The following is a 26,291-nucleotide window of genomic DNA, read 5'->3' on the forward strand; positions in this document are numbered from 1 at the left end:
TAAGCGCGTAAAAGCGAATGTTTTCCCGTTCTACCTGTTAATATTTCTAACAATATTAGTGGGCTGTCATTATAGGTGGCTTATTAATTCTTGGCAGAGGAGGTAGCAGTGAATATTGTTCATCACGGTGCAAAAACAGGAGTAACAGGATCATGTCATGAGCTTATCGTCGGTAAAAATAGCTTATTAATTGATTGTGGTTTATTTCAGGGAAAAGAAACGCGTGAGACGTTAGATATTGAGTTTGATATTAACAATATTGCTGCATTATTACTGACTCACAGCCATATCGACCACATCGGGCGGTTGCCGTGGCTACTTGCTGCGGGTTTTGCAGGGCCTATTTATGCCACTGAAGCAACTGCCGCATTGGTACCGTTAATGTTGGAAGATGGGCTTAAAATTCAGTTAGGATTAAATAGTAAACAATGTCAAAAAGCGTTGGCTTTAATTTATCAGCGAATTCGTCCTGTGCCCTATGATTGTTGGGCTCAAATAGTATTGCCAACGGGGGAGTTAATTAAAATTCGCTTTCGACCCGCAGGGCATATTCTGGGGTCAGCTTATATTGAAATTCAATTGCCAACGAATGAAATTGTGGTTTTTAGTGGTGATCTTGGGCCTAAAGATACGCCATTATTAACGGATCCCATAGCCCCGACAATTGCTCATACCTTGGTTATCGAGAGTACTTACGGCGATAAACCACAGCATCAATTTAAGCAGCGACAGCAAGTATTAAAGCAAATTATTGAGCGTTCTTTACAAGATGGTGGCGCAATTATTCTTCCGGCCTTTAGCGTTGGTCGAACCCAAGAATTACTGTTTGATCTTGAAAATATTATCTCCGAAGCTGATGTTGATCCTAATGAATCGAGCAAGCGGATTTGGCAAAGTTTACCGGTGATACTTGATTCGCCATTGGCACAAAAGGTGACTGAGCAATATCGTTATTTTCATGAGCTATGGGCAAAAGAAGCTAAGCAACGGCGTTATATGGGACGTCATCCATTAGCATTTGATCAATGTATTACTATTGATAATCATGCTGATCATATTGAATTGGTTAATCGACTTCAACACACTGGTGAACCTGCAATTATTGTTGCAGCCAGTGGTATGTGCTCCGGTGGGCGAGTGGTTAATTATTTAAAAGCGTTATTAGCCGATAAACGCACTGATGTGATTTTTGCTGGTTATCAAGCGCAAGGTACAACTGGACGGGCATTAGTTGATGGGGAAAAAGTGATTAAAATTGATGATCAAGTCATTGATGTCGCAGCGCAGATCCATCAATTATCAGGTTATTCAGCCCATGCAGCACAGCAAGATTTAGTCAGTTTTGTGGCTGATATAGAGCAAGGGCCAAAGGTAATTAAAGTCGTGCATGGTGATCTTGAAGCGCAAACAGCATTGGCGAAAGAGTTACGAAAGGTAAAGCCAGAAGCTGAGATTATAGTCGCGGCGAGTGAGTAAGGGCGAGTCTCGAGGTGGGAGGTTACGAGTAGCGAGGGGGAGAAAAAGATAGGGAAGAATAGGGGAATTGCGAGTCTCGAAACTAAATCTCTCGAAACTCGCCATCTTTAACTCAGATCTTCCTCGTTCCTGCTTTTTCCTCGCTCCTCGATAGCTTATGACTTCAGCTCTTTGCCGCGCACTAATTTCCTTACCCACATCCGTCCGGGGTGGAGGGCATCAAGTACAGTGTGTGGCAGTGGCAGTGGATCGCCACAAATTTGTGAAGCCAGTAATTCGCCTAATAGTGGCGCTGAACTTAATCCGCGTGAGCCTAAACCGACAATCGCAAATAAGTTTTTATAGACAGGCACATTTTGAGCATAAAGCTGGTTATCTTTTAGATCCTGATACTGCTTAATTAACTCATCATAGCGACAGACATTACCGACAAAGGGTAAATGATCACGGCTAGCACAACGGACACCGACACGAGCACGTTGCTGGGGATCAAACTCGTCAACATCAATCGCATCTATCCATGAGGCAGTGGCTGGGACGCTATCAAGTAAACGTTGTTTATTTTGCTGTTGATCCGCCTCATTGTAATCAAGATCGCAATTACGACGAGCATAGCTGGCGCCTACACAATGGCTTTCAGTATGAATGTTGGCAGGGGTTAGATAACCGTCATAACATAACACTGTTTCAAGTTCTGCTAATGTATCATTGGTTGGTACATGGCTTACTTGACCCCGTACGGAAGAGGTTGGGATCGGTGCTGTTTGTGGATAATGATTAAAGCGATGACCACTGGCAACGACAACGGTAGTGTGATTTACCGCTGTGCCGTCAGCGAAGGTTAATTGCCATTGGTCGCTGTTATCATTCGATTTAATTTGTTCAAGTTCAGTGACGTCACTATTGAGGTGTAAGCTGAGCTTGCCTGTGTTAACGGCTGATTCTATTAATGCTTGAGTTAACTGTTGTGGGCATAGCCAACCACCAAGTGGGTAGTTAATACTGCGACAATCGGTTTCAACACCTGTTATTGCACGCGTTTGTTCGATATCTAACGCGCGAACTAGTTCTTCAGGAAAACCACCACTTAGTATGCAATCTAGCTTCTTAGTCTGACGACCGAGCTTTTTATCATTGGTTGCAAGTGCGAGTTGTTTTTCGGCTTCGGTAAGGTTTTTACCATTTTCATCCCATGCTAATTGGGTAACGCCACACCAATCATGATCGAACTGGCATTGTTGTGCAGCTTGTTCGACAAATTGGCGTGCATAAATAAAGCCAGGGCCGAAAAAGCGTGATAGTGGATCATGTTTACCATTAAGCAGTGGATATACCGCTCCTTGACGATTACCTGATGCTCCTTGTGCTAATTCGCTATCAGCACAATATAAGCTTACCGATTGACCACGACGGATCAGCGCAAGTGCGGTAGTGGCCGAAGCGACACCGCCGCCAATAATTGCAATATCGCTTTTCTGTGTTTGCTGTGGGCTACGCGCAAACCATGGTTTAAAATTAGCTTGCGGGTGGCGATTGGTTATTGTGCCTACGGTCATATGACGTTTGACACCAAACCCTTTGGCTTTTTTGATATCAAAGCCTGCATCACTTAAGCCTCGGCGTACAAACCCAGCGGCAGTAAATGTGGTAATACTACACTCGGGTCGTGCCATATTAGCCATGCCATTAAATAGGTCCTGACTCCACATTTCGGGATTTTTTTTAGGTGCAAAGCCATCTAAAAACCATGCGTCAACAATACCGTTATTGCCAACCCAGACCTGAGGCATACATTCGTGAATATCGCCAAACCATAGATCAAGAGTGATCATGCCATCTTCAAGCACAATACGGTGACAATCAGCAACAGCAGGAGGATAATGCGCGTGCAGCTTTTCTGTGAGTTCAGCCAGTTCTGGCCAAGCGAGATGGGCTTTGATGAGATCTTGTTTGGTCAGCGGATATTTTTCAAAGCTAATATAGTGTAATTCTTTGGTCGCTGCATACGGGTGTTGCTCGCGGAAAGCTTTAAACGTTTGCCATAGTGTTAGAAAGTTAAGTCCGGTACCAAAACCGGTTTCAGCAACGACAAATCGACGTCGATTAAAGTCATGCCAGCGTTCAGGCAGACCATTTTGTTTGATGAACACATAATGTGTTTCTTCCAGTCCATTGTCATTTGAGAAGTAAATATCATTAAAGTCATGGGATAATGGGCAGCCGACGTTGTTCCAATCAAGGACGGCATTTTCAATCCGTGGAGTAGACTTTACGGGAGTTGGACGAGACAAAACGAACCTCTTGCTTAGCTGCTGAGCATTTTGCCACCACTTTATGCATGATAATGCAGCAATTGTGAGCTTTAAATGCGATTGTATGGTGATTTTTACTCGATTGTACCTGAAATACAGGAAAGCTGACCACTTTTCAGGAACAAAGCCGTTATAGTTCTCGTACTAAATAATTGTTAACTTTTTTGTTTTTTTCTTAATAAAAGGGTTAGATTAAGCACTAATGTCGGCCCAAACATCTTTAATATCGCGTGTTTTCGTTCGCTATAGCAAACGAAGAGTGGATGTGAGCGCAGATTTTAAAGCCGTTTGGGACGTATTCTAGCCATTGAAATTGAGCCTTGGTTGTTCTATAAAATGGGTAGGTATTTCCATTAATATCAGTAGGAATTCATCATGAAACGAGCCGTAATTACAGGCATGGGTATTGTATCTAGTATCGGTAACAACGTTGCTGAAGTATTAGAATCCCTAAAAACAGGTAAATCAGGTATCAATTACTCTGAGCAATTCGCAGAAATGAAATTGCGTTCAAATGTTTGGGGTGATCTAAAAATCAATCCTTCTGAGCATATTGATCGTAAGAAAATGCGTTTCATGGGTGATGCTGCTGCGTTTGCTTACCTATCAATGGAGCAAGCGGTTGCCGATTCTGGTCTAGCAGAAGACCAAGTATCAAATGAGCGTACTGGTTTAGTTGCTGGTTCTGGTGGTGCGTCATCATATAACCAATATCATGCAGTCGATACATTGCGTGAAAAAGGCGTTAAGCGTGTTGGTCCTTACATGGTACCGCGTACTATGTCTTCAACAGTTTCTGCATGTTTAGCGACACCATTTAAAATTCGCGGTGTTAACTACACCATGAGTTCTGCATGTGCGACTTCAGCACACTGTATCGGTCACGCAGTTGAACTTATTCAACTAGGCAAGCAAGATGTTGTTTTTGCTGGTGGCGGTGAAGAGCTTGATTGGTCACTAACCATGATGTTTGATGCTATGGGTGCATTGTCTACTAAGTACAATGATGATCCATCAAAAGCATCACGTACATATGATGCTAACCGTGACGGTTTCGTTATCTCTGGTGGCGGCGGCATGGTTGTGGTTGAAGAACTTGAGCATGCATTAGCACGTGGCGCAAAAATTTACGGTGAGATCGTAGGTTATGGCGCAACATCTGACGGCTACGACATGGTAGCACCATCAGGTGAAGGCGCAGTGCGTTGTATGAAGATGGCAATGAAAGATCTTGATGGTCCAGTTGACTACATCAACACCCACGGCACATCGACTCCTGTAGGTGACGTGAAAGAGCTTGGTGCTATTCAAGAACTATTCAGCGAAAACTGCCCAGCAATTTCTGCAACTAAAGCGATGACAGGTCACGCTCTAGGTGCCGCTGGTGTTCACGAAGCTATCTACTCAACATTAATGCTAGAGCACGGTTTTGTTGCGCCAAGTATCAACATTGATAACCTTGATGAAGCAGCTAAAGGCCTTGATATCGTGACTGAGAAGCGTGATGTTGAACTTAAGACTGTTATGTCTAACAGCTTTGGTTTCGGTGGCACTAACGCAACGCTAGTGATTAAGAAATACGAAGCGTAATTGAGGAAGAGCAGGGGCGAGGTTTCGAGTAACGAGATTTCGCGCCTGAAAGTCCACTGCGTAATAGAAAGCGATAGGTGAGAGCCTATCGCTTTTTTTGTGGTTATTTGTAAGCTTCCGCCGCCATTCCCTACAGCGAGGGACGAGCGAGATAGGGAATCTACTCCTACGTGTTGTAGAGTCATTGATTTCACTGTGTCTTTAGGGCTCAGCATGTGGTGAGTAGATCACGGATAGCTCGTACCTCACTTCCGAGATGACGGGTATTGGGCTTAGGAGTACCAAGTCTCGACACTAATAATCTCGCCACTCACCATTCCCTATATCCCCTAAGAAAAAAACGTACCGTAAATGACAGAAGTGATGGCAGCAATACCACAGATAGCTGTGAAGATTCGTGCTATTGGTGATGTTTTGTATTTCGCCATTGCTGGTACAAATTGCATTGCGAATACTGGTAATAAGAATAAAATTGCAGCAATCATTGGTGAGCCGATACTTTCAATCATGTCGAGAATACTTGGGTTAATAATAGCGACAACCCAAGTGACGATAACGATGAAAGCCAGTGAAAATTTTTCTATGGTTTTAACGGGCATTTTAGAGCGAGATTTTATTAAGCCAGTAAGCCCTTCATGAGCGCCTAAAAAGTGACCAAAGTAGCTTGACATGATCGCAGCTAAAGCAATTAGTGGCCCTAAGTATGAAATGATCGGTGAGGCTTTGATGTTAGCTAAGTAAGATAAGACTGAAATATTTTCTGATTTTGCCGTGCTTAATTGTTCTGGTGTCATCGATAATACTACCGAGAATACAAAGAACATCACAAACACCATTAGCATCATCGCGGCACCGCCAGTGATCATATCGGTTTTATTCATTGCCTCGTCACCATAGACACGACGCTGCTCTTTAGAAAATTGACTGATGATTGGACTGTGGTTAAACGAAAACACAATGATTGGAATAGCTAACCAAATAATGAGAGGCATTGATGACCAATCAGTATTGGTATGGATCATTGACATATTCCAGTCTGGAATTAGGTAGATGGAAAGTACTAATAGAATAATAACCAAGGGGTAAACTAGCACTGATGTTACTTTTAACATTAGTTCTTTACCAAAGATAACACTGGCGGTCATTAACCCAATCAGGATGCCTGATAGTAACCACCGTGGAATTGATTCCATCCCCAATTGGTGGATCATAAAGGAATCGACCGTATTGGTAATACCTACACCGTAAATTAAAACAATCGGGAAAATAGCAAAGAAATAAGCAACAGTGATTATGTTCGTTCCTGTTTTTCCAAAGTGCTCTGCAACAGCATCTGTGATATCTGCATCTTTTTTTGATGAAGAAAGGACAAAGCGTGCCAAACTTTTATGTGCAAACCATGTCATTGGAAAGGCAATCAATGCCAAAATAACCAATGGCCAAAAGCCACCTGCGCCAGCTGTTATGGGTAGAAAAAGAATACCAGCACCGACGGCGGTACCAAATAATGATAGCGCCCATGTGAAATCTTTATAGGCCCATCTGGTCTTTTTTGTATTGACTGCAATCGCTGTCTTTTGCATATAAAAATGTCCATCGAGTAAAAAGTGAGGTAGGCACACTAGCTCCAACAATCAGAGAAAAACAGGATATAGCTCTATTTGTGTAACTAAATATATTGATAAAGTGAATAAATAAGAGGTTTATCACATATGACTAGCATTAAATAGTTACTAGTAGGGGCGCTATTTTGTTATTTCCAACAACGAATACACGACTCAGTTATTCTCTATAGGGGATGACGAGGATAGTTTTACTTTCGAGATAACGAAGATAGCCTTGTTTTTGTGAATGGTGAGTTAAATCCTCCTTACTACTCTCTTGTATTGTTCTCCTATATAATATTTATCAGCACGATCCTTTATTTTTTATTCTCTCTACAGGACGTATATGAAAATTCTTATCGATGAAAACATGCCTTACGCGCAACAATTATTTAGCCAACTCGGTGAGGTAATTGCTAAGCCTGGACGAACATTGACTGCTGATGATTTAGTAGATATTGATGCTTTGATGATTCGCTCGGTAACAAAAGTGAATGCAGAATTACTGACGAAAGCGAATAAATTAAAATTTGTTGGTACTGCCACTGCGGGTCAAGATCATGTTGATCAACCATTGTTGAGTGAGCGCGGAATCACTTTTACCTCAGCTCCTGGATGTAATAAGGTCGGGGTTGCTGAGTATGTATTAAGTAGTTTAATGGTGTTAGGACAGCTTCACGATTTTTCTATCTTTGATCGTACTGTGGGGATCATTGGTGCTGGTAATGTGGGTACTTATTTAGCTAAATGCCTTGATGCGTTAGGGATCCGTTATTTGCTCAACGACCCCCTAAAACAAGCTGAAGGTGATACCCGTGAGTTTCATTCCCTTGAAACCTTATTGGCAGAATGTGATGTGATCAGCGCGCATACACCAATTACACGTACGGGTGATCACCCAACCCACCATTTAATTGATGCCGATTTTATCGCAGCAATGCAGCCTAATGCGATTTTAATTAATGCCGCTCGTGGTCCTGTGGTCGATAATCAAGCGTTAAAACAGGCACTACAAGCCGCTGCTAATGGTTCAGGTAAAGCGTTAACTGCAGTATTAGACGTGTTTGAACAGGAGCCAGTGGTTGATCTAGCGTTATTGCCGTTGTTAGCTTTTGCGACGCCGCATATTGCAGGTTACGGCCTTGAAGGTAAAGCGCGCGGTACAACGATGGTATTTAACCGTTATTGCCAATTCTTGAATAATGATCAGCAAGTACAGGCAAGTGATTTATTACCCATCGCGCCGATTCCATTAGTACAATTAAGCCAGCAATGGGATGAAGCGAGCTTATTTAGTCTGACGCAGTTGATTTATGATGTTCGTAAGGATGATGCTATTTTCCGCCGTAAAATGTTAGCCGCTGGTGACGATAACAGCAAAATGGCGACTGCTTTTGATCTAATGCGTAAAAATTACTGGGATCGACGTGAATATAGTGCGATTACAGTAGCGGCGAAGGCCGAGTTTGCGGTAGAGTCGCTGGCTAAATTAGGTTTTACAGTAGTAGAGGTTACACAATGACTCAGGAATATGATATCGCAATACTCGGCGCAACAGGCGCAGTGGGCGAAGCCATGGTTGAAGTACTAGAAGCTCGCAATTTTCCTGTTCGCAATCTTTACTTGTTAGCAAGTGATCGTAGCGCAGGAAAAGCGTTACGTTTTAAAGGTAAATCAACGCGCGTTCGTGATGTTGAAGATTTCGATTGGAGCCAAGTGCAAATTGCTTTGTTCTCTGCTGGTGCTGAAGCATCACGCCATTGGGCGCCAATTGCTACCGAGCAGGGTGTGGTGGTTATCGATAATACTTCTGAATTCCGTTACGAATATGATGTGCCGTTGGTTATTCCTGAAGTGAACCCAGAAGCGATTGCGGATTACCGTAACCGTAACATTATCGCCAATCCTAACTGTTCAACGATTCAAATGTTAGTTGCACTTAAGCCGATTCAAGATGCCTACGGTATTGATCGCATTAATGTGGCAACTTACCAGTCAGTATCAGGTTCAGGCCGTAAAGGTATTGATGAGTTAGCTGGACAGACAGCAAAACTGCTTAATGGTCTACCGATTGAGAAAAAAGCTTACGATAAGCAGATTGCATTTAACTGTATTCCGCAGATTGATGAGTTTATGGATAACGGCTACACCAAAGAAGAAATGAAAATGGTGTGGGAAACACAGAAGATTTTGGGCGATTCAACGATTCGTGTGAATCCAACCTGTGTTCGTGTGTCATCATTCTTTGGTCATGGCGAAGCGGTGCATGTTGAAACGCATCAACCGATTGTATTAGAAGATGTGATCAACTTGCTTGAAAACACTGATGGTCTTGAAGTGTTCCCTGGTAATGAATATCCAACTCAAGTTACTGATGCAGTGGGTAAAGATCATGTAATGATTGGTCGTATCCGTGAGGATATTAGTCATCCATGTGGGCTTAACATGTGGATTGTTGCTGATAACGTTCGTAAAGGTGCAGCAACTAACAGTATTCAAATTGCGGAAAAATTGATTGCAGATTATTTGTAATAAACCTTATTTAAAGTAAGGATTAGATCGCGCTATTAGTGTCTAGTGGCACAATAGTACGAGTAAACTTGCTAACAAAATAATAAAGCGATGGGTGAAAGCCTGTCGCTTTTTTATTTCGTTAGCGACTAGCTTTTCTTTTGCTGATAACTTGACATAATATGCTGCTTATTGTGATTGAATATAACCACTCAAGCTTTGCTTATATTAGTCGTTATAACAAAGAAGCTATTATTTCGAAGTTGTTGCGATGCGACGATTTCGGGCAATTTTATCTCTGCCAAAGAGGAATGTAGGCAGTGTCTGACATCCCAAAAATACTAAAACGTATGGTACTTCCGGTGGCTTTCGTTACTATTTCTTCCTACTTACCGGTAGTGCATGCAAATACTATACGTATCGTCGGCCCAGCGAATGAAGACAGCTCGTACGTGACGCTTAATCGAGAGCCAGCCACGAGCCAGTTGAACGTACCTACAAAACAGTTTTCGACATCATCATTGATGGCACGCAGCTATGGCCCGACGTATGAAAGCGAAACGTTGTGGGCTATTGCGTCTCGTCATTTACCCAATAAAAATGTGTCTATTTTTAAAGTCATAGGTGCTATTTATAATCTCAACCATGATGCCTTTGAAAATAATAATATTCACTCACTATTGCCTGGAAGTTATTTAAAACTGCCGACAATGGATCAAATTGAGCAGCAACGTATTAGCGCTGTTAGTCGAAAATTAGCGGCTGATCAATTACGTGCTCCTTATGCGACTGAATTAGAAAAACGACGTTTGGCTGAGCAACAGGCAACAACGGCAGCTGCTCCGATCGAGGCAAAAAAGACCTCGCCACAGCCAGCAGTAACAGAATCATCACCAGCGACTAAAAATGCACCAGCGGCTGATGTCGCGCCTACAGCAACATCAAATACTGATGCTACAGCGAATATTGAGCCAGCAACGCCACCAACAGCAGTCGCGGCGGCAGTAAAAAAAGCGCTATCAGCAGAGGTTGTTACTGATGTGGTTGATGGCGATAACAATACAATTATTCCTGCGAAACCAGTACAGCCACAGGTTGATGTTACTCATGTAAAGATGAATGCATTGGTCGAAAGTAACCATGCTTTACGGTTACGGTTATCTGAGATGCAGCAAGATATGGCTGCATTGAAAAATCAAGTCACTGAAAGTGATAGCATTCGTCAACAAATGGTGTCGTTTTTAGAACAACAAAAGCAAGTTGCAGCTCCTGTTCCTGAAACATGGTTGGAACGTCTAACCAATAATCCGTGGGCATTAGCTGCGGCAGGTATTATTCCTGGTGGTTTAATTGCCGCATTATTAGCACTACTACTGTTCCGTCGTAAGAAAAATGATCCTGAACCACAATCGTTACCAGCTCCTGTGGCTGATGATGATAATAATAATGTCACTGTTACGCCGCCAATTGACTTGGTGGGTAGTGAACATGATGACGATCTTGATGATTTATTTGCAGACGATGATTTGTTTGCGGATATAGATCAGCTTAAATCGACAGATAAAAATCAAGACCCAAAGCTTAACTCTGCCGTTGAAGAAGATAAATCACCACAGAGTAATGAGCATAATGCGTTAGTGTCATTGTCTGATACTGATTTTGATGACAGCAGTTTTGATAATAGTCTTAGCACTATTTCGGTTACTCACGATGATGCTATCGGTCTTGAGGACATGGAGCGTGCGTTAGATGAGCTTGATACAAAAGCTGAGCCAAGTGCTGATGAAGCATTAGCGGCGTTGTGGGAAAAATCTCTTAGCGAAGAAGATAAAGCTAATTTTGACTTGTCTGAATATGATGAAGCGACTCCTTCAGCAACAGCAACAGCAACAGCAACAACAGAAAATGACAAAGATGCTGAAACACAGCTATCTGACCAAGCGCTATTAGATGAGATCCTACAACAAGCTCAAGCATCAACCTCAGACACTTCTGATCAGGAAAAGGGTACTGAGCCGACGTTAGAGGATAGCAATGTAAACTCTCAAGATGAACTTGATGAACTGTTTTCTCAGTTTAATCATGACTTACCTGAGATTACACCTGCGGCGACTCAAACAGATACGAATGATGATGAATCATTATTTGCTGAAGATAGTACTGAATTATTAGATGATTTAGTCGCAGATGATGCCGATAACGCATTGGGTAGCGAGATTGAATTAGCTGAAAATAGTACTGATTTATTAGATGAATTGCTTGCGGATGAAAATGATAATTTAGCAGCAACCTCTGATATTAAGCTGGACGAAAATAGTACTGCGTTATTGGATGAGCTAATACCTGATGATCAGGCACCGACAACCTTTAGTGTTGATGACCTGCCTGAGTTTGATGAGCAAGCAGCATTTGATCATTATGACGATGAAATGTCAGCTCTACCAGCAGCGGATGCGGTCCATGATAAGCCTTTAAGCCTTGATGATTTGCCTGAGTTTGATGAAAATTCAGCGTTGGATGATCCGCAAGCATCCCCCTTAGAACAGATGGATGAGCGTTCAGAAATTGATGAGCAAGTTGCAATCGACAATGTTACCCGTCAATTACAACAAGCGGCACAAGCAGCAGAGCAACGTCAGCCAGCGGCGGTTGATAATGCGAGTGCTAACGTTGAGCCTGATTACTCGCCGTTTGATACTGCACGTCATTTAGAATATGCGTTTGATAATATTGATGTCAGAGCTTTACCTGAGTTTGATGAAGATGAAGCTTTATTTGCATCATTTGAAGAGCAGCATGAGTTAGAGCAATACGCCATTGAACAAGGCCTTAAGCCGCAGCCATCATCTCCGGGCATTACCACGGTTGATCGTTCTCCAGAAGCTGAGCAAGATCGGGTTGATTCTGCGGGCTTAGATATGGATGCATTACTGTTTGATGATTCACAACCAACAACAGTAACGCCTCAGCGTGGCCTTAATAATGATGAACGAGAGCAGTTATTAGCCTCAACAGCCGATGATAGTTCTATTGCTGATAACGAAGATGTATTAGCAGAAGATGAAGCGGCAGTATGGCGAGGAGTTGTTGCAGAGCCTGAACTTGAGCAGGAAGATTGGTCTAAACAACCGGATCTTGCACAAGCGGATGTTAAAGCGGCAACGACGACATCATCGAATTACATTAGTATCGATGAGTTATTAGCCGATGATCCTAATTATCATCAAGAAGACCCTGATGAGAAGCCATTAAACCTTGATGTTGGTTTAAAGGAATTCCCTGATATGTTTGCTAATATTCGTCAATTTGATGTTGATAGTGCTGGTGAATATGCAGGTCAATTGGATTTGGCTAAAGCGTACCTTGAAATGAATGACATTGGCGGCGCAGTCGACTTACTACAGGATATCGTCTTAAAAGGTGAGGGTGAGACCCAAACTGAAGCAAAGGCTTTACTTGAGAAGTTTAAAGCGCAGAAATAGGGAAGTTTCTAGAGGCGGGGTTTCGAGTAGCGAGATTTCGTGTTTTGAGAGTTCACAGTATAAATAAGAAGCGATGGGTGAAAGCCTGTCGCTTTTTTTGTATCCAACCCCCGTTATTCCTTACAGTGAATGCCCGCGAGGGCGATAGGGAATCTACTATTCGCGCGTTGTGGAGTCACTGGCTTCTTTAAAGCTCAATCACGCGTTGAGTAGATCACGGATAGCTTCGTGCCTCAACTTCCGAGATGACGTCTATTAGGCTGTCTCGACACTAATAATCTCGAAACTCGCCCCTGCTTTTCCTCGCCCCTCGAAATCCCTCCTCTTCCCCTTTGTTGCGCCATCCCCTATACTTCTCCTCTGTTTTGAACAGGCGCTTCAATAACATCGCCTGTGTGTCTATGCTGAATTAAGTCGAAGTGAGATTATGCGAATAGCTTTAGGTATCGAGTACGATGGTGCTAAATATTGTGGTTGGCAACGTCAAGTAGATGTAGATAGTGTTCAAGAACGCTTAGAAAAAGCACTGTCACATATTGCGAATAAACCCATTGCTGTTTTTTGTGCCGGACGTACCGATACAGGGGTTCACGGTACAGGACAAGTGGTTCACTTCGATGTTGATATTGACCGTAAAATGGCAGCATGGACAATGGGTGTAAATGCTTATCTTCCTAAAGATATCGCTGTACGTTGGGCACATGAAGTCAGTGAAGATTTTCATGCACGTTTTTCAGCAACAGCGCGTCGTTACCGTTATGTGATTTACAATCATGCGGTGCGTCCGGCTATTTTTCAACACGGTGTTAGCCATTACCATGGTCATCTTGATGAGCAAAAAATGCATGAAGCTGCTCAACATTTAATTGGTGAGCACGACTATACTTCATTTCGTGCAACCCAATGTCAATCACGGAGCCCATGGCGTCGTCTTGAGCATTTAACGGTTACTCGTAAAGGTGACTTTGTTGTGATTGATATTAAGGCCAATGCATTTGTACACCATATGGTGCGTAATATTGCAGGTAGCCTGATTAAAGTTGGTAAAGGCGAAAAGCAACCAGATTGGATCAAGTGGGTACTTGAGCAAAAAGATCGTCGTATTGCTGGTCCAACAGCAAAATCTGCGGGCCTTTATTTAGTTGATGTTGATTATCCTGCGGAACATAATTTGCCTCGTTCGGTACTTGGTCCATTATTTTTGTAAGCTATTTATGTAGTACAGGTAAAAATTTACGATTAAATGATCGCGATTATGACTGTTTTTAACGTGTACTGGTGTTTTTGTTTAAAAATACCCTAATGACTGACAAAGGTAATACCAGTTTTTTATCTACAGATTAATAAGATTATGTTTTAATCTTAAATAATATTTAATGAATTTGTCTCTTCGGTCTATTGGCGGAAGAATAAAAAAGAAAGGTCATTCATGAGCTGGCTTGAAAAGATTCTAACAAAAAGTAACATCGTATCTTCGCGTAAGGTATCTATTCCTGAAGGTGTATGGACGAAATGTACGTCCTGTGATCAGGTACTGTATCACGCAGATCTCGAACGCAATCTTGAAGTTTGTCCTAAATGTGACCACCACATGCGTATGAAAGCACGTCGTCGTCTTGAAACATTTCTTGATGTTGGTACGCAAGTGGAAATTGCCGCTGAGCTAGAGCCACAAGACAAGCTTAAATTCCGCGACTCTAAGAAATATAAAGACCGTTTATACGCAGCTCAAAAAGCAACCGGTGAGAAAGATGCCTTGATTGCTATGAATGGTGAGCTGCTTGGTCTGCCTGTTGTTGCCTGCGCATTTGAATTCTCTTTTATGGGCGGTTCTATGGGGTCAGTTGTTGGCGCTAAATTTGTGCGTGCGGTTGACTCTGCGATTGAGAATAACTGCCCACTGATCTGTTTCTCAGCTAGTGGCGGTGCCCGTATGCAAGAAGCATTAATGTCACTAATGCAAATGGCGAAAACCAGTGCTGCTTTAGAGCGTTTATCTGCTAAAGGTTTGCCGTTCTTCTCTGTACTGACGGATCCAACTATGGGTGGTGTATCGGCATCACTTGCAATGCTTGGTGATATTAATATCGGTGAGCCAAAAGCACTTATCGGTTTTGCTGGTCAACGTGTTATTGAACAAACTGTGCGTGAGAAACTACCAGAAGGTTTCCAGCGTAGTGAGTTTTTACTTGAACACGGTGCGATTGACATGATTGTTGATCGTCGTGAAATGCGTCAACGTATTGCTGGTTTAATGGCAAAAATGACCAATCAAGCATCGCCATTGTTTGTTTCTGTTGATAGTAAGCCTGCAGCAGAGCCACAACCTGAAGCAGCAAAGCTAGACTAAAAACTTTATCTTTAATCGAGTGTTTTACCAACGGTAGTTACTACGATTAATGTTAATAAATGCCATTCTAATTGATTTAATTAGGATGGCATTTTTGTTTTCTAGACCGAATCACGAATTTATTGTGCTTGATGATTAAGTTATTGGTCATTCAGTGGTAAATTAATGATTCAGTTTGTTACTACAAGTGAATGATTTTTAATGTCAGGATTGACCTCTCCGCAAGCGACAGCCGCGCTTTCAACATGGCTGAAATATCTTGAACAACTCCATACTAGTGCCATTGATTTAGGACTCGATCGGGTTCGATTGGTGGCTGAACAAGCAGATCTGCTTAAACCTGCGCCATGTGTTATTACGGTAGCTGGTACTAATGGTAAAGGCTCGACCTGTGCCATGCTTGAAGCTATTTTATTGGCTGCTGGCTATAAAGTGGGGGTGTATAGCTCTCCTCATTTAGTACGTTATAACGAGCGAGTACGCATTAATAACCAAGAACTTGATGATAGTGAGCACTGTGGTGCTTTCGCAAGTGTGGAAGCTGCTCGTGGTGAAACCAGTTTAAGTTTATTTGAATTCGGCACCTTAGCTGCGCTGACATTGTTTAAGCAGCATCAGGTTGATGTGGTGGTATTAGAGGTCGGTTTAGGCGGACGTTTAGATGCGACGAATATTGTTGACCATGATGTATGTGTCATCACCAGTTTAGCGATTGATCATGTTGATTGGTTAGGCGATAACATCGATGTTATTGGCTATGAGAAGGCAGGGATTTTCCGTAGTGGTAAACCAGCCATTTGTGGTCAACCACACCCGCCAGCAACAGTACCAGCGCATGCCGATGATATCGGTGCAGAGCTTTATCAAGTTGGCTATCAGTTTGATTATCAAGTAGAGGTTGACTGCTGGCATTGGCAAGCGGGTGCCTTTGCGCTGAGTGATTTACCTTTGCCGAGCTTACCGTTACCGAATGCTGCAACAGCATTGATGGCATTGTCTGTTGCTGAGCTTGATATTAGTGATAAAGACATTGTTGAAGGTCTGCGTAATGCATGCTTACCGGGGCGAATGCAACGGGTGAGTGAGCAACCATTAATTATTATGGATGTGGCACATAATCCACATTCAGCTCAATATTTTGCGACTCAGCTAGCCAAAATAAAAGCCCAAGAAGGGAAAAACAAAGTCCATGCGGTGGTGGCGATGCTGCATGATAAAGATATCGCAGCAACCGTTGCTGCGATGCGTGATAGTGTTGATTGTTGGTATCCGGCTTCGCTACAAGGCCCGCGTGCTGCTGTTGCTGCAGAGATATTGCTGCATTTACCAACAGGTTGCAGTGGTTTTGATAGTCCGGAATTAGCTTTTGACCAAGCCTTAACACAAGCAAGTGCTGACGATGTGGTAATCGTGTTTGGCTCGTTTTACACTGTTGGCCAAATAACCACTCATTTAAAGCTGTAGAACGTTAAACAGAGCACATATTGTGCCGTTTTCGTTTTAGATATCAACAGGAGTCATTGTGGCTAGTCAATTTCAAAACCGACTAATTGGAACCATTATTTTAGTCGCGATAGGGGTGATTTTTCTACCCGATTTTTTCGATGGTAAGAAAGAACATTATAAGGAAGAGTTTGCGAGTATTCCGTTGCAGCCAAAGATGGGCGGACAAAGTGAAGCTAAAACAATTCCTGAACCTGAAAATGCTGACGTGGTGTTACCTAAAGAGCCAGTGACGGCGACGACAGATAGCCAAGCATCAACATCAACAGGTGATGAAACATACACTATTGAAGCTGATCATAGTGCAACGGCTGAGCCTGCTGTTAAACCCCAGCCTGTTGCTGCAAAACCTGTAGTTGCTCAACCGGTGGTAAAACCAAATGTACCAACGCCTGCGGTTAAAAAACCAGTGCCAGCAACAACAAGTTCAGCATGGGTAATTAAAATGGGGACTTTTGGTAATTTCGATAACGCTAATGCGTTAGTCGCAAAATTACGATTGAACGGTTATCAGGCACAATTAATTCCACGTAATGCTAAACCTGGTCAATACGTAAAGGTTGTTGTTGGGCCTGATGTATCAAAAGCTAAGCTAACGGGGCAAATTGCAGAATTGAAAAAAATTACTGGCTTAAACGGCAAATTGAACCGATTTGATGCAATAAATCCTTAGGTAAACGTTTGCGTTAGCATTTTTTCTGTTAGAATACCCATCAACAAAACGAGCAATAACAAAAATGATCTGGATTGATTATGTAATACTGGGCGTGATCTGCTTCTCAGCAATGGTAAGTTTGGTCCGTGGTTTTGTTAAAGAAGCACTGTCATTAGTGATTTGGTTTACAGCATTTTTTATTGCTAGTAACTTTTATACGGAATTGGCGGTTTATTTTACCAATTTCAATGACAAGATGTTACGTAACGGTAGTGCTATCGCAGTACTGTTTGTAGCGACGTTGATTGTTGGCGCAGTAGTAAACTACGTTATTGGTCAATTAGTGCAGAAGACCGGTTTGTCTGGTACAGATCGTGTTTTAGGAGTTGTTTTTGGTGCGGTTCGTGGCGTGCTTATTGTTGCTGCGGTATTGTTCTTTATTGATACCTTTACGGGTTTGTCGGACTCAGAATGGTGGAAGAAGTCTGAGTTGATACCTCAATTTGGTGCTGTAATAGAATGGTTCTTCGAATACATCAAAGAGAGCTCTAGTTTTTTACATAGCATTAAATAGTGCAAGATTAACCGCGGTTGCTAGCGTTATTGTTCATAATAGTGACGCTAGCAGCTGTTATTTTATGCAGGACGAGGACTTAGGAAATGTGTGGTATTGTTGGAATCGTGGGCTCAACCCCGGTAAACCAGTCTATCTATGATGCACTTACAGTGTTACAGCATCGCGGCCAAGATGCCGCTGGTATTTGCACCTTAGAAAGCAATCGTTTCCGTCTGCGTAAAGCGAATGGTTTAGTACGTGATGTCTTTGAAGCTAAACATATGCAGCGCTTACAGGGTAATGTGGGTATTGGACATGTACGTTACCCAACGGCAGGAAGCTCAAGTGTTTCAGAAGCCCAGCCGTTTTATGTTAACTCTCCTTACGGTATTTCTTTAGCGCATAACGGTAATTTAACCAATGCGGCTGATATTCGAGAAACCTTATTTGAACAAACAAAGCGTCATGTAAATACTACCTCTGATTCGGAAGTTTTATTGAATGTGCTTGCTAACCAACTTGCACATAGTCAAAGTTATCCAATCAGTCCTAACGATATTTTCAAAGCGGTTAGCGAAGTACATAACATTGTTAAAGGTGCTTATGCTGTCGTTGCTTTGGTGATTGGCCACGGTCTAATTGCTTTCCGTGATCCTAATGGCATTCGTCCATTATGTTTAGGTAAACGTGAAGAAAACGGCAAAATCGAATACATGGTAGCGTCAGAATCTGTGGCATTAGATGCTGTTGGTTTCGACTTTATGCGCGATGTATTACCTGGTGAAGCGGTTTATATTACCTTTGATGGTGAGCTTTACACTCAGCAATGCGCCCTTAATCCACAGCTGAATCCATGTATCTTTGAATTTGTATACTTTGCACGCCCAGATTCGTTTATTGATAAAGTCTCGGTTTATGGTGCACGTTTAGCGATGGGCACTAAACTTGGTGAAAAGATCAAGCGTGAGTGGGCTGATATTGATATTGATGTGGTGATCCCGATTCCTGAAACCTCATGCGATAGTGCACTTGAAATTGCTCGTACGCTAAATAAGCCTTATCGCCAAGGTTTTGTTAAAAACCGTTATGTTGGCCGTACTTTTATCATGCCAGGTCAGCAAATGCGCCGTAAATCAGTTCGTCGCAAATTGAATGCGATTCGTTCTGAATTTAAAGGCAAGAATGTATTGCTGGTGGATGATTCTATTGTTCGTGGTACTACCTCTGAGCAAATTATTGAGATGGCACGTGATGCTGGCGCAAAGAAAGTCTATTTAGCTTCTGCTGCTCCTGAGGTTCGCTTCCCTAATGTGTATGGCATTGATATGCCAAGTGCTAATGAGTTGATTGCGCATGGCCGTGAAGTGGATGAAATTGGTCAATTGATTGGTGCTGATGGTCTGATTTTCCAAGATCTGACTGATTTGGTGGCAGCGGTTGCTGAAGGTAATCCGGATATAACCTTATTTGAAACCTCAGTGTTCAATGGTAATTATGTGACAGGCGATGTTGATCAACAATATCTCGATTACCTTGATGCATTACGCAATGAAGATTCAAAGTTACAGGTGGAATTACAGCAAGATTTAGCTAACCTTGAGTTGTATAACGAAGGGATGTAATTGCAAGGACTGACTAATTAACGACTAAAGCGATAGGCTGATACCTATCGCTTTTTTATTGGTATCGATAATGGATAGTATGATGTTCGCTAGCTTTAGTGGTCTATTAAAATGGCAGTTTATCGATGAATTAACGTAACGAGAGGTACTGTGATGAGAGGTTTGACTAATAAGATAAGTTGTTGCGAAGATAAATGAAAATGCCGCTCCTAATTTATTTGGCGGCATTTTTCTCTGTTTTTGTTCTAAAACTAATTAGTGTTTTTCAAGATCAAAGTAATGACTTGCAAAATCAATAAATAGACGTAGTTTTTCTGGTTGGTAATCACGGTGGTTGTAAATCAAATATACATCACGCGGGTTTGCAGACCAATTTTTAAGCACTTGTACCACGTCACCTGCTGCAATGTATTTTTCTAACATAACATTTGGCATTAATGTGATACCAAGACCAGCTGTACATGCTTTACGAATTACATTAAGTTCGCTAGCTTCAAAACGGGCGCGTTCATTAATAGTAACTGTTTCGCCATTTTGATTGGTTAAACGCCAGCGTAAAAGTGGGTTACCTTTTAATAGCGTATGTTCATGTAGATCCTGAGCATGCTTAGGTTCTGGGTTTTTCTTTAGATAATCAGGGCTTGCGACCAAAATATCTTTTACTTCATTAATACGACGTGCAATAAGCGTTGAATCTCGTTGAGGGCCAACACGGAACATAACGTCCCAATCGGTTGGATCAAGTTGATCGGGTTCATTGCTCATGTACAACTGAATGCTAATCGCTGGGTGTTCTTGCATAAATGCAGTTAGCAACGGCTGTAACATTACTTTAGTAATGTTTGTCGGTGCAGCAATACGCAATTTACCTGCAGCGCCTTTACACTCTTCACTGATGTGTTCAGTCGTATCAAGTAGCTGTTGTAATAACGGCGCACAATCCTGATAAAACTTCTGACCGGCTTCAGTCAGAGACAGTTTACGAGCATGACGATTTAAAAGGCGAATGTTAAGGCCTTCTTCGAGTGCTTGGATACGACGTGTTAGCGTCGCAACAGGTACCTGCGTTTTTCGTGATGCGGCAGTATAACTACCATTTTCCACAACCATGCGGAATAGGTTTAGATCGTCAAGTTTCATATCAAAGTCATTTGTGAAAACTGATAATGGGTAATTGTATAACAAAACGAGTCAAAATCACCCCTTTTTGTTATGAATTTAAAATAAAAATATGTTAGGCCTAATATTTATTGAGTTGGACTCTATTTCTCTATAAATATTAGAAGAGTTTGAACTTGTCTATATTTATAGAACAGATTTTTTGATATTACCTAGAAAAGAATTATTAGTTGTCATTATTTATCTATGCTTAGTGGTGCCACAGCTTTAAATCACCTTGTGATAACAAAGTTTAGTGATCTAGAGTTGGTCTTGCTAATTTTAGCTTATACACTCATAGATGTAGTTATGAAAAGGAGATACTTTTGCTTGCAGGGAAAAATATACTTATCGTAGAAGATGATCCTGTGTTCCGAACCATGATTGTTGGCTTTTTAAATAGCCAAGGTTGTCAGGTGAGAGAGGCAGAAGATGGCTTGTCTGGATTAAAAGCCTTAAAAGATAATATTCCAGATTTATTACTGTGTGATTTGGCGATGCCGATCATGACGGGAATGGAGTTTGTTGAAGAGGTAGCCTTACAGTATCCAATGATCCCTGTGATTGTGATTTCTGGCACTGGAAACATGACTGATGTCGCTCAAGCATTACGCTTAGGTGTTAAAGATTTCTTAATTAAGCCAATTGATAACATTATGACGCTTAAATCTGCGATTGTATCGGTGCTAAAGATGCAAGATAGTGCTCAGCAGAAACAACAAGACTTTTCTCAGCGATGGGTAACGGACGGTGATGACTCAGGTTTAGTCGAAGAAGAGTTACAATGGCACATTTCAGAATTAAAAAATGACCCTCAAGCCGCACGTGAGTTATTGATGGGATTAATGCCAGATCTCCAATCGCGTTGTGGGCGTTGGAAACTCAGTTATCGTGCTTTACAGTCGGCAGATATGTCACCGGTTATCTTTGATTACATCTGGTTAATCGATGGCCAATTAGCATTCTATATGGTTGATACTAGCTCTGGTGGCGAAAATAGTACTGCAACAGCATTATTGATCAGAGCATGTTTTAATGATTTTTTGCGCCGCCAAGGTAATTACTTAAGTAGTGTTCAACATTTAGTGGCGCAAATAGAATTAGGTTTAAAGTATTCAGGTTATGCCACCCCGGTGAAGGGGCTATTTGGGGTCTTTAATCTTGCAGAGAGACAACTACATCTGATTGCTGCTGGTATTGGCGGTAAGCTACAAGTTAGTGAGCAATGTGCAATGATAACCGCAGGGCAATGGCTTGGTGATGATGCGTGTAATAACCCACTAGTCATTTTACCTATGTCTGATGATGGCGGTCGATTATCACTCAGTGATATCAATCATGCTAATTTTAGTGTTAATTTTGAAACAGTGACATAAGCATTATATTAAGACGAGAGCTATAAAAAAGGGGATGCATACATTGCATCCCCTTCGTTTATTTTAAGCCACAATTAAGCATTTGCTGGTTGTGGTTTGGTATCACTATCATCGTTATCAACAGCGCCTTCAGCACCGTGCATCCACGAAATTAATTTGTTAGAGAACAACAGTAGTAATGCACCCGCGATAACTGCAGTAATGGCAATACCTGAGAAGATAGCTAATGGACCAGCTTCACCGATACTTGCACCAACAACACCTGCAATGTAGTTTGCAATAGCGTTGGCACCGAACCATGCACCCATCATTAGTGACGCTAGGCGTAGCGGCGCTAATTTGGTTACCATTGATAGACCAATAGGTGATAAGCATAGCTCACCAATAGTATGGAAGAAGTAGGCACCGACTAGCCACATCATTGATGTTTTCACTGTTACATCGCCGTTTTGTTCTAAAGCTGCACCGATCATACAAGCAAAACCAAGTGCGAGAGAGAACATAGCTAAAGCAAATTTAACGGGTGAGTTTGGCTCACTTTTACCCATACGAACCCAAAGTGCTGCCAAAATTGGTGCACAGATAATAATGAAGAATGGGTTCAAAGATTGGAACCATGCTGCTGGTACTTCAAAATTACCGATCATGCGGTTGGTATATTCTTGTGAGTAAATATTCATTAGGCCACCGGCTTGCTCAAAGCCAGCCCAGAATACGATAACAAAAGTACACATCACTAAAATTACTTTTAAGCGATCACGCTCAATTTTAGTTAATGGTTCTTTCTTACCACTGGCATTGTTTTCCGCATCACGTACAGCAGCAGGTACAGTACCAATATCACCTAAATAACGTTGGGCGAAGAATACTTGGATAAGTAAGCTCATTAACATACCAACACCGGCACATAGGAAACCTGCTTTCCAGCCATAAACGGCTGATGCTGTTCCCGCGATAACACCCGCAAGTAATGAACCGATATTAATACCCATGTAGAAAATAGTGAATGCACCGTCACGGCGATTATCACCTTCTGGGTATAAGTCTCCTACCATGGTTGAAATGTTTGGTTTAAATAGACCGTTACCGACAATAAGGAAGGCTAAACCGATATAAAAGGCACTAACAGCATGCGGATCAACGACACTGTGAGGCAAGGCTAGCGTAAATTGACCTATAGCCATTAATACGCCACCAATAATAATTGAGCGACGTTGACCTAAAATGTTGTCGGCAATCCAACCACCAATAAGAGGAGTAAAATAAACTAAGCCAGTGTAGATACCGTATAAGTTAAGTGCTTCTTCTGTAGTCCAGCCGAGGCCGCCGTTAATGGTTTTATCTGTTAAATATAAAACCAAGATGGCTCGCATCGCGTAATAAGAAAAGCGTTCCCATAGCTCAGTTCCAAATAAAAGGAACAAGCCTTTTGGGTGGCCCAGAAGGGTACCACTACTATTATGACTCATAGGATTCTCTATTTTATTTTAATTTGTGTGTTTGCTCATTCATGTAGGTTTATAAAGCACAATATATTTAACTGCAAGTTTTTACATTTAACAAACAATGATAAAACATTATAAACAACTGATAAGTAAGAGTTTGTGTTTTTTTTGATCAATTATGAAAAATCAAATTTCATCACTCTGTGGTATATCTTACACTATTTATTGGCTCTTATTTGGTTTTTTATATTGTTCTTGAAGTTCATGTTAGTTGCTTATATCACTCCTTGAGAATATTCATATATGTTACAAATTCCAAGCAGTATATTGGTCAATAGTATTGCTAAAACTTATAACTGTAGAATATAAAAATAGATCTCAGTATTAAAAATAGAGCGACTAGGCAAAGATATAAATCACGGTTAATTTTGTATATACTAATCGAAGGTAAGATTTTATTGAGGTTGATGATGAAAGATTGGTATTTACTTTATTGTAAGCGTAGTGAACAAGAGCGCGCAGTGATCAATCTTGATCGTCAAGGGGCTGAATGTTATTACCCTCAGGTCGTTGTCGAAAAAATCGTGCGTGGCAAACGTTGTGAATGCTATGAGCCGCTATTTCCTAGCTATGTTTTTGTGACGTTTGATCCTGAACAATTGAGCTTTACGACTGTGCGTTCAACTCGTGGAGTGGCTGACTTTATTCGTCAGGGAGCGATGCCGCAAGTTGTTAGTGAAGAACTTATCTATAATTTGATGACCAATGAAGCTAATAATTCATATGATCATATGTTTGAGTCATTACCTCAGCAAGGTGATAAATTGATCTTAGAACAAGGTGAATTTAAAGGTCTTGATGCTATTTATCAGGAGCCTGATGGCGAAAAACGTTCATTTATGCTGATTAATTTGCTTGGTAAACAAGTAAAGGTCAGTGTTGAGAATACAGCTTTAGTTAAAAATAAAGCTTAGTTCAATAAAAAAGCGAGTATGCCATTACTCGCTTTTGAATTTTCATTGACGGTATTTATTAATTATATACGCTTGGTTTATGCTGAATGGTATTGCTCGCAGGCAAGCAAGGTATTTTCAATTAAACTGGCTACTGTCATTGGCCCAACGCCTCCAGGTACTGGCGTTATATGTTTTGCGCGCTGACAAGCCACGTCAAATTCAACATCTCCGCATAATTTACCATTTTCAAGACGGTTAATACCTACATCAATAACAGTCGCTCCCTCTTTAATCCAGTTTCCTGGAATAAAATTAGGTTTGCCAACGGCAACCACTAAAATATCAGCTTGGCGAATATGACCTTCAAGATCTTGTGTAAAGCGGTGGCAGGTTGTTGTCGTTGCCCCAGCCAATAATAACTCGAGTGTCATCGGGCGGCCGACAATGTTGGATGCGCCAACAATAACCGCATGTTTACCACGTACTTCAATATTATATCGCTCAAGTAGCGTAATAATGCCTTTAGGTGTACATGAACGTAATTTGGGAATACGCTGACTAAGGCGACCGACATTGTAGGGATGAAAGCCATCAACATCTTTTTCTGGATCGATGCGTTCAAGAATACGCGTACAGTCCATACCCGCAGGTAATGGTAATTGAACTAAAATACCATCCATGGTTGGATCTTGATTGAGTTCATCAATTAAATCGAGTAATTGCTGTTCAGATGCAGTACTTGGCAGATCAAATGATTTTGAAATAAAGCCGACTTCTTCACACGCTTTGCGTTTACTACCAACGTAGATCTGCGAGGCTGGATCTTGCCCTACAAGAACAACAGCTAATCCAGGTGCGCGTAATCCGGCATCGGTGCGAGCTTTAACTCTCGCGGCAACTTCCTGTCGTACAGTTTGGGAGATGATTTTTCCATCAATAATTTGAGCGCTCATGGTGATCCTTGTTGTGTTGGTTGAACGTATCAACGCCAATATTGTGGCAGATTATGAATGGAATAGCTATTAAGCAAACGATTGCTATTTTATTTTATGTTGTGCTATTACTATGACTTGGTGACCAAAGTGGCGCCCAACGATAAAAATACTGTGGTAGTAATTAGCTTAAATAGTCGTACTGAGCCTTTGTTTATCTTAAAAATATCCTTAAAAATGTGTTTTTTGTTGTATCTTTAACCAGTCAGTTGTTTGAAGCATGAAAAATGAAGTAAAGGGATTGACCTTACCTTATAGCTACGTATAATCTTGCCTCGTAACCTCAGTTACACCATGATGCGCCCTTAGCTCAGCTGGATAGAGCACGTCCCTTCTAAGGATGTGGTCGCAGGTTCGAATCCTGCAGGGCGTACCATCTTTCTCTCTTCTTGCTGTAATTTTCCTCGTTAATAAAACTCCCTTTTTCTACTATTGCTATTATTCCAAGCCTATTTTTCTCAGACACTACTGCTGAAAATTTTTCTAATTAGCTCGTTTTTCCAACATTTAAACTAAAAAAAAACGTCTAAAGGCGATTTTTTTCATTTTTCCCCTTGAAATGATATTTATAGGCCCTATCTTGTAATGCAGTTATTAAAGAGATTGTTTCGTTGTAAGGTATCTACCTCGACGTCGCGCTTGCGTGCCGTTATAATAGCGCGCTCTGATAAGTAGGAACTCTACGTATCAGACTCTTTAAGAA

At 41.6% G+C, this 26,291-nt stretch carries 18 protein-coding genes and 1 tRNA gene; 14 read left to right on the forward strand and 5 right to left on the reverse strand.

Features of this window, described 5'->3' with window-relative positions:
* Positions 1-108 precede the first annotated feature (108 nt).
* Positions 109-1,476 (forward strand): MBL fold metallo-hydrolase, encoded by a 1,368-nt coding sequence (locus C0W29_RS05930; protein WP_107174174.1) that lies wholly within the window; start codon positions 109-111, stop codon positions 1,474-1,476.
* 155 nt (positions 1,477-1,631) lie between these two features.
* Here C0W29_RS05930 and mnmC read toward each other — a convergent pair whose 3' ends face one another.
* Positions 1,632-3,767 (reverse strand): bifunctional tRNA (5-methylaminomethyl-2-thiouridine)(34)-methyltransferase MnmC2/FAD-dependent 5-carboxymethylaminomethyl-2-thiouridine(34) oxidoreductase MnmC1, encoded by a 2,136-nt coding sequence (gene mnmC / locus C0W29_RS05935; protein ID WP_045045411.1) that lies wholly within the window; start codon positions 3,765-3,767, stop codon positions 1,632-1,634.
* A gap of 396 nt (positions 3,768-4,163) precedes the next feature.
* Here mnmC and fabB point away from each other — a divergent pair, with 396 nt between their 5' ends.
* Positions 4,164-5,378, forward strand: coding sequence for a beta-ketoacyl-ACP synthase I (fabB, locus tag C0W29_RS05940; protein WP_036793670.1), 1,215 nt, complete (start codon positions 4,164-4,166; stop codon positions 5,376-5,378).
* A gap of 329 nt (positions 5,379-5,707) precedes the next feature.
* Here fabB and C0W29_RS05945 read toward each other — a convergent pair whose 3' ends face one another.
* Entirely contained in the window at positions 5,708-6,961 is a 1,254-nt protein-coding gene (locus C0W29_RS05945) for an aromatic amino acid transport family protein (protein WP_045043280.1), read from the reverse strand.
* Positions 6,962-7,328: 367 nt separating this feature from the next.
* Here C0W29_RS05945 and C0W29_RS05950 point away from each other — a divergent pair, with 367 nt between their 5' ends.
* From C0W29_RS05950 to purF, 9 genes are all read left to right on the forward strand, one after another.
* Positions 7,329-8,504: a 4-phosphoerythronate dehydrogenase gene (locus C0W29_RS05950; protein ID WP_045043279.1), complete on the forward strand. Its 1,176-nt coding sequence runs from the start codon at positions 7,329-7,331 to the stop codon at positions 8,502-8,504.
* Positions 8,501-9,514 carry an aspartate-semialdehyde dehydrogenase gene (locus tag C0W29_RS05955; RefSeq protein ID WP_036793675.1) on the forward strand — a complete coding sequence of 338 codons (1,014 nt, stop codon included), beginning with the start codon at positions 8,501-8,503 and terminating at the stop codon, positions 9,512-9,514. Before C0W29_RS05950 ends, C0W29_RS05955 begins: the two co-directional genes overlap by 4 nt.
* Positions 9,515-9,813: 299 nt before the next feature.
* The gene (locus tag C0W29_RS05960; RefSeq protein ID WP_045045412.1) at positions 9,814-12,975 is read left to right on the forward strand and encodes a FimV/HubP family polar landmark protein; all 3,162 of its coding nucleotides are present in this window, start codon (positions 9,814-9,816) and stop codon (positions 12,973-12,975) included.
* A 427-nt stretch (positions 12,976-13,402) separates the two neighbouring features.
* Positions 13,403-14,182 (forward strand): tRNA pseudouridine(38-40) synthase TruA, encoded by a 780-nt coding sequence (gene truA / locus C0W29_RS05965; RefSeq protein ID WP_045043277.1) that lies wholly within the window; start codon positions 13,403-13,405, stop codon positions 14,180-14,182.
* A 222-nt stretch (positions 14,183-14,404) separates the two neighbouring features.
* Positions 14,405-15,325, forward strand: coding sequence for an acetyl-CoA carboxylase, carboxyltransferase subunit beta (gene accD, locus C0W29_RS05970; RefSeq protein ID WP_045043276.1), 921 nt, complete (start codon positions 14,405-14,407; stop codon positions 15,323-15,325).
* Between the two features lie 201 nt (positions 15,326-15,526).
* Positions 15,527-16,789, forward strand: a complete 1,263-nt coding sequence (folC, locus tag C0W29_RS05975; RefSeq protein ID WP_107174175.1) for a bifunctional tetrahydrofolate synthase/dihydrofolate synthase — start codon at positions 15,527-15,529, stop codon at positions 16,787-16,789.
* Between the two features lie 58 nt (positions 16,790-16,847).
* Positions 16,848-17,501, forward strand: a complete 654-nt coding sequence (gene dedD / locus C0W29_RS05980; protein WP_045045413.1) for a cell division protein DedD — start codon at positions 16,848-16,850, stop codon at positions 17,499-17,501.
* A 64-nt stretch (positions 17,502-17,565) separates the two neighbouring features.
* Positions 17,566-18,057, forward strand: a complete 492-nt coding sequence (cvpA, locus tag C0W29_RS05985) for a colicin V production protein (protein ID WP_036793683.1) — start codon at positions 17,566-17,568, stop codon at positions 18,055-18,057.
* Positions 18,058-18,143: 86 nt separating this feature from the next.
* Complete coding sequence (gene purF, locus C0W29_RS05990) at positions 18,144-19,661, forward strand: amidophosphoribosyltransferase (RefSeq protein ID WP_045045414.1); 1,518 nt, start codon at positions 18,144-18,146, stop codon at positions 19,659-19,661.
* Positions 19,662-19,916: 255 nt separating this feature from the next.
* On the opposite strand, the gene C0W29_RS05995 is transcribed toward purF, so the two are convergent.
* Positions 19,917-20,801: a LysR family transcriptional regulator gene (locus C0W29_RS05995; RefSeq protein WP_036793685.1), complete on the reverse strand. Its 885-nt coding sequence runs from the start codon at positions 20,799-20,801 to the stop codon at positions 19,917-19,919.
* 344 nt (positions 20,802-21,145) lie between these two features.
* On the opposite strand from C0W29_RS05995, the gene C0W29_RS06000 reads away from it, so the two are divergent.
* Positions 21,146-22,195, forward strand: a complete 1,050-nt coding sequence (locus C0W29_RS06000) for a response regulator (RefSeq protein ID WP_045045415.1) — start codon at positions 21,146-21,148, stop codon at positions 22,193-22,195.
* A gap of 74 nt (positions 22,196-22,269) precedes the next feature.
* On the opposite strand, the gene C0W29_RS06005 is transcribed toward C0W29_RS06000, so the two are convergent.
* Positions 22,270-23,664, reverse strand: a complete 1,395-nt coding sequence (locus tag C0W29_RS06005; protein WP_045045416.1) for a peptide MFS transporter — start codon at positions 23,662-23,664, stop codon at positions 22,270-22,272.
* 446 nt (positions 23,665-24,110) lie between these two features.
* Here C0W29_RS06005 and rfaH point away from each other — a divergent pair, with 446 nt between their 5' ends.
* Positions 24,111-24,614, forward strand: coding sequence for a transcription/translation regulatory transformer protein RfaH (gene rfaH, locus C0W29_RS06010; protein ID WP_045045417.1), 504 nt, complete (start codon positions 24,111-24,113; stop codon positions 24,612-24,614).
* Between the two features lie 77 nt (positions 24,615-24,691).
* Here the strand turns inward: rfaH and folD are convergent, their stop codons facing one another.
* Positions 24,692-25,549 (reverse strand): bifunctional methylenetetrahydrofolate dehydrogenase/methenyltetrahydrofolate cyclohydrolase FolD, encoded by an 858-nt coding sequence (folD, locus tag C0W29_RS06015; protein WP_045027675.1) that lies wholly within the window; start codon positions 25,547-25,549, stop codon positions 24,692-24,694.
* A gap of 338 nt (positions 25,550-25,887) precedes the next feature.
* Between folD and C0W29_RS06020 the strand changes: the two genes are divergently transcribed.
* A tRNA-Arg gene (locus C0W29_RS06020) sits at positions 25,888-25,964 on the forward strand.
* Positions 25,965-26,291 lie beyond the last annotated feature (327 nt).

Source organism: Photobacterium kishitanii, assembly GCF_003026355.1.
Lineage (GTDB): Bacteria > Pseudomonadota > Gammaproteobacteria > Enterobacterales > Vibrionaceae > Photobacterium > Photobacterium kishitanii.

Coding starts and splice junctions, on each gene's coding strand:
- fabB (WP_036793670.1), top strand. CDS start 4,164: ATGAAACGAGCCGTAATTACAGGCATGGGTATTGTATCTAGTATCGGT.
- C0W29_RS05945 (WP_045043280.1), bottom strand. CDS start 6,961: ATGCAAAAGACAGCGATTGCAGTCAATACAAAAAAGACCAGATGGGCC.
- C0W29_RS05950 (WP_045043279.1), top strand. CDS start 7,329: ATGAAAATTCTTATCGATGAAAACATGCCTTACGCGCAACAATTATTT.
- C0W29_RS05955 (WP_036793675.1), top strand. CDS start 8,501: ATGACTCAGGAATATGATATCGCAATACTCGGCGCAACAGGCGCAGTG.
- truA (WP_045043277.1), top strand. CDS start 13,403: ATGCGAATAGCTTTAGGTATCGAGTACGATGGTGCTAAATATTGTGGT.
- accD (WP_045043276.1), top strand. CDS start 14,405: ATGAGCTGGCTTGAAAAGATTCTAACAAAAAGTAACATCGTATCTTCG.
- folC (WP_107174175.1), top strand. CDS start 15,527: ATGTCAGGATTGACCTCTCCGCAAGCGACAGCCGCGCTTTCAACATGG.
- cvpA (WP_036793683.1), top strand. CDS start 17,566: ATGATCTGGATTGATTATGTAATACTGGGCGTGATCTGCTTCTCAGCA.
- purF (WP_045045414.1), top strand. CDS start 18,144: ATGTGTGGTATTGTTGGAATCGTGGGCTCAACCCCGGTAAACCAGTCT.
- C0W29_RS05995 (WP_036793685.1), bottom strand. CDS start 20,801: ATGAAACTTGACGATCTAAACCTATTCCGCATGGTTGTGGAAAATGGT.
- C0W29_RS06005 (WP_045045416.1), bottom strand. CDS start 23,664: ATGAGTCATAATAGTAGTGGTACCCTTCTGGGCCACCCAAAAGGCTTG.
- rfaH (WP_045045417.1), top strand. CDS start 24,111: ATGAAAGATTGGTATTTACTTTATTGTAAGCGTAGTGAACAAGAGCGC.
- folD (WP_045027675.1), bottom strand. CDS start 25,549: ATGAGCGCTCAAATTATTGATGGAAAAATCATCTCCCAAACTGTACGA.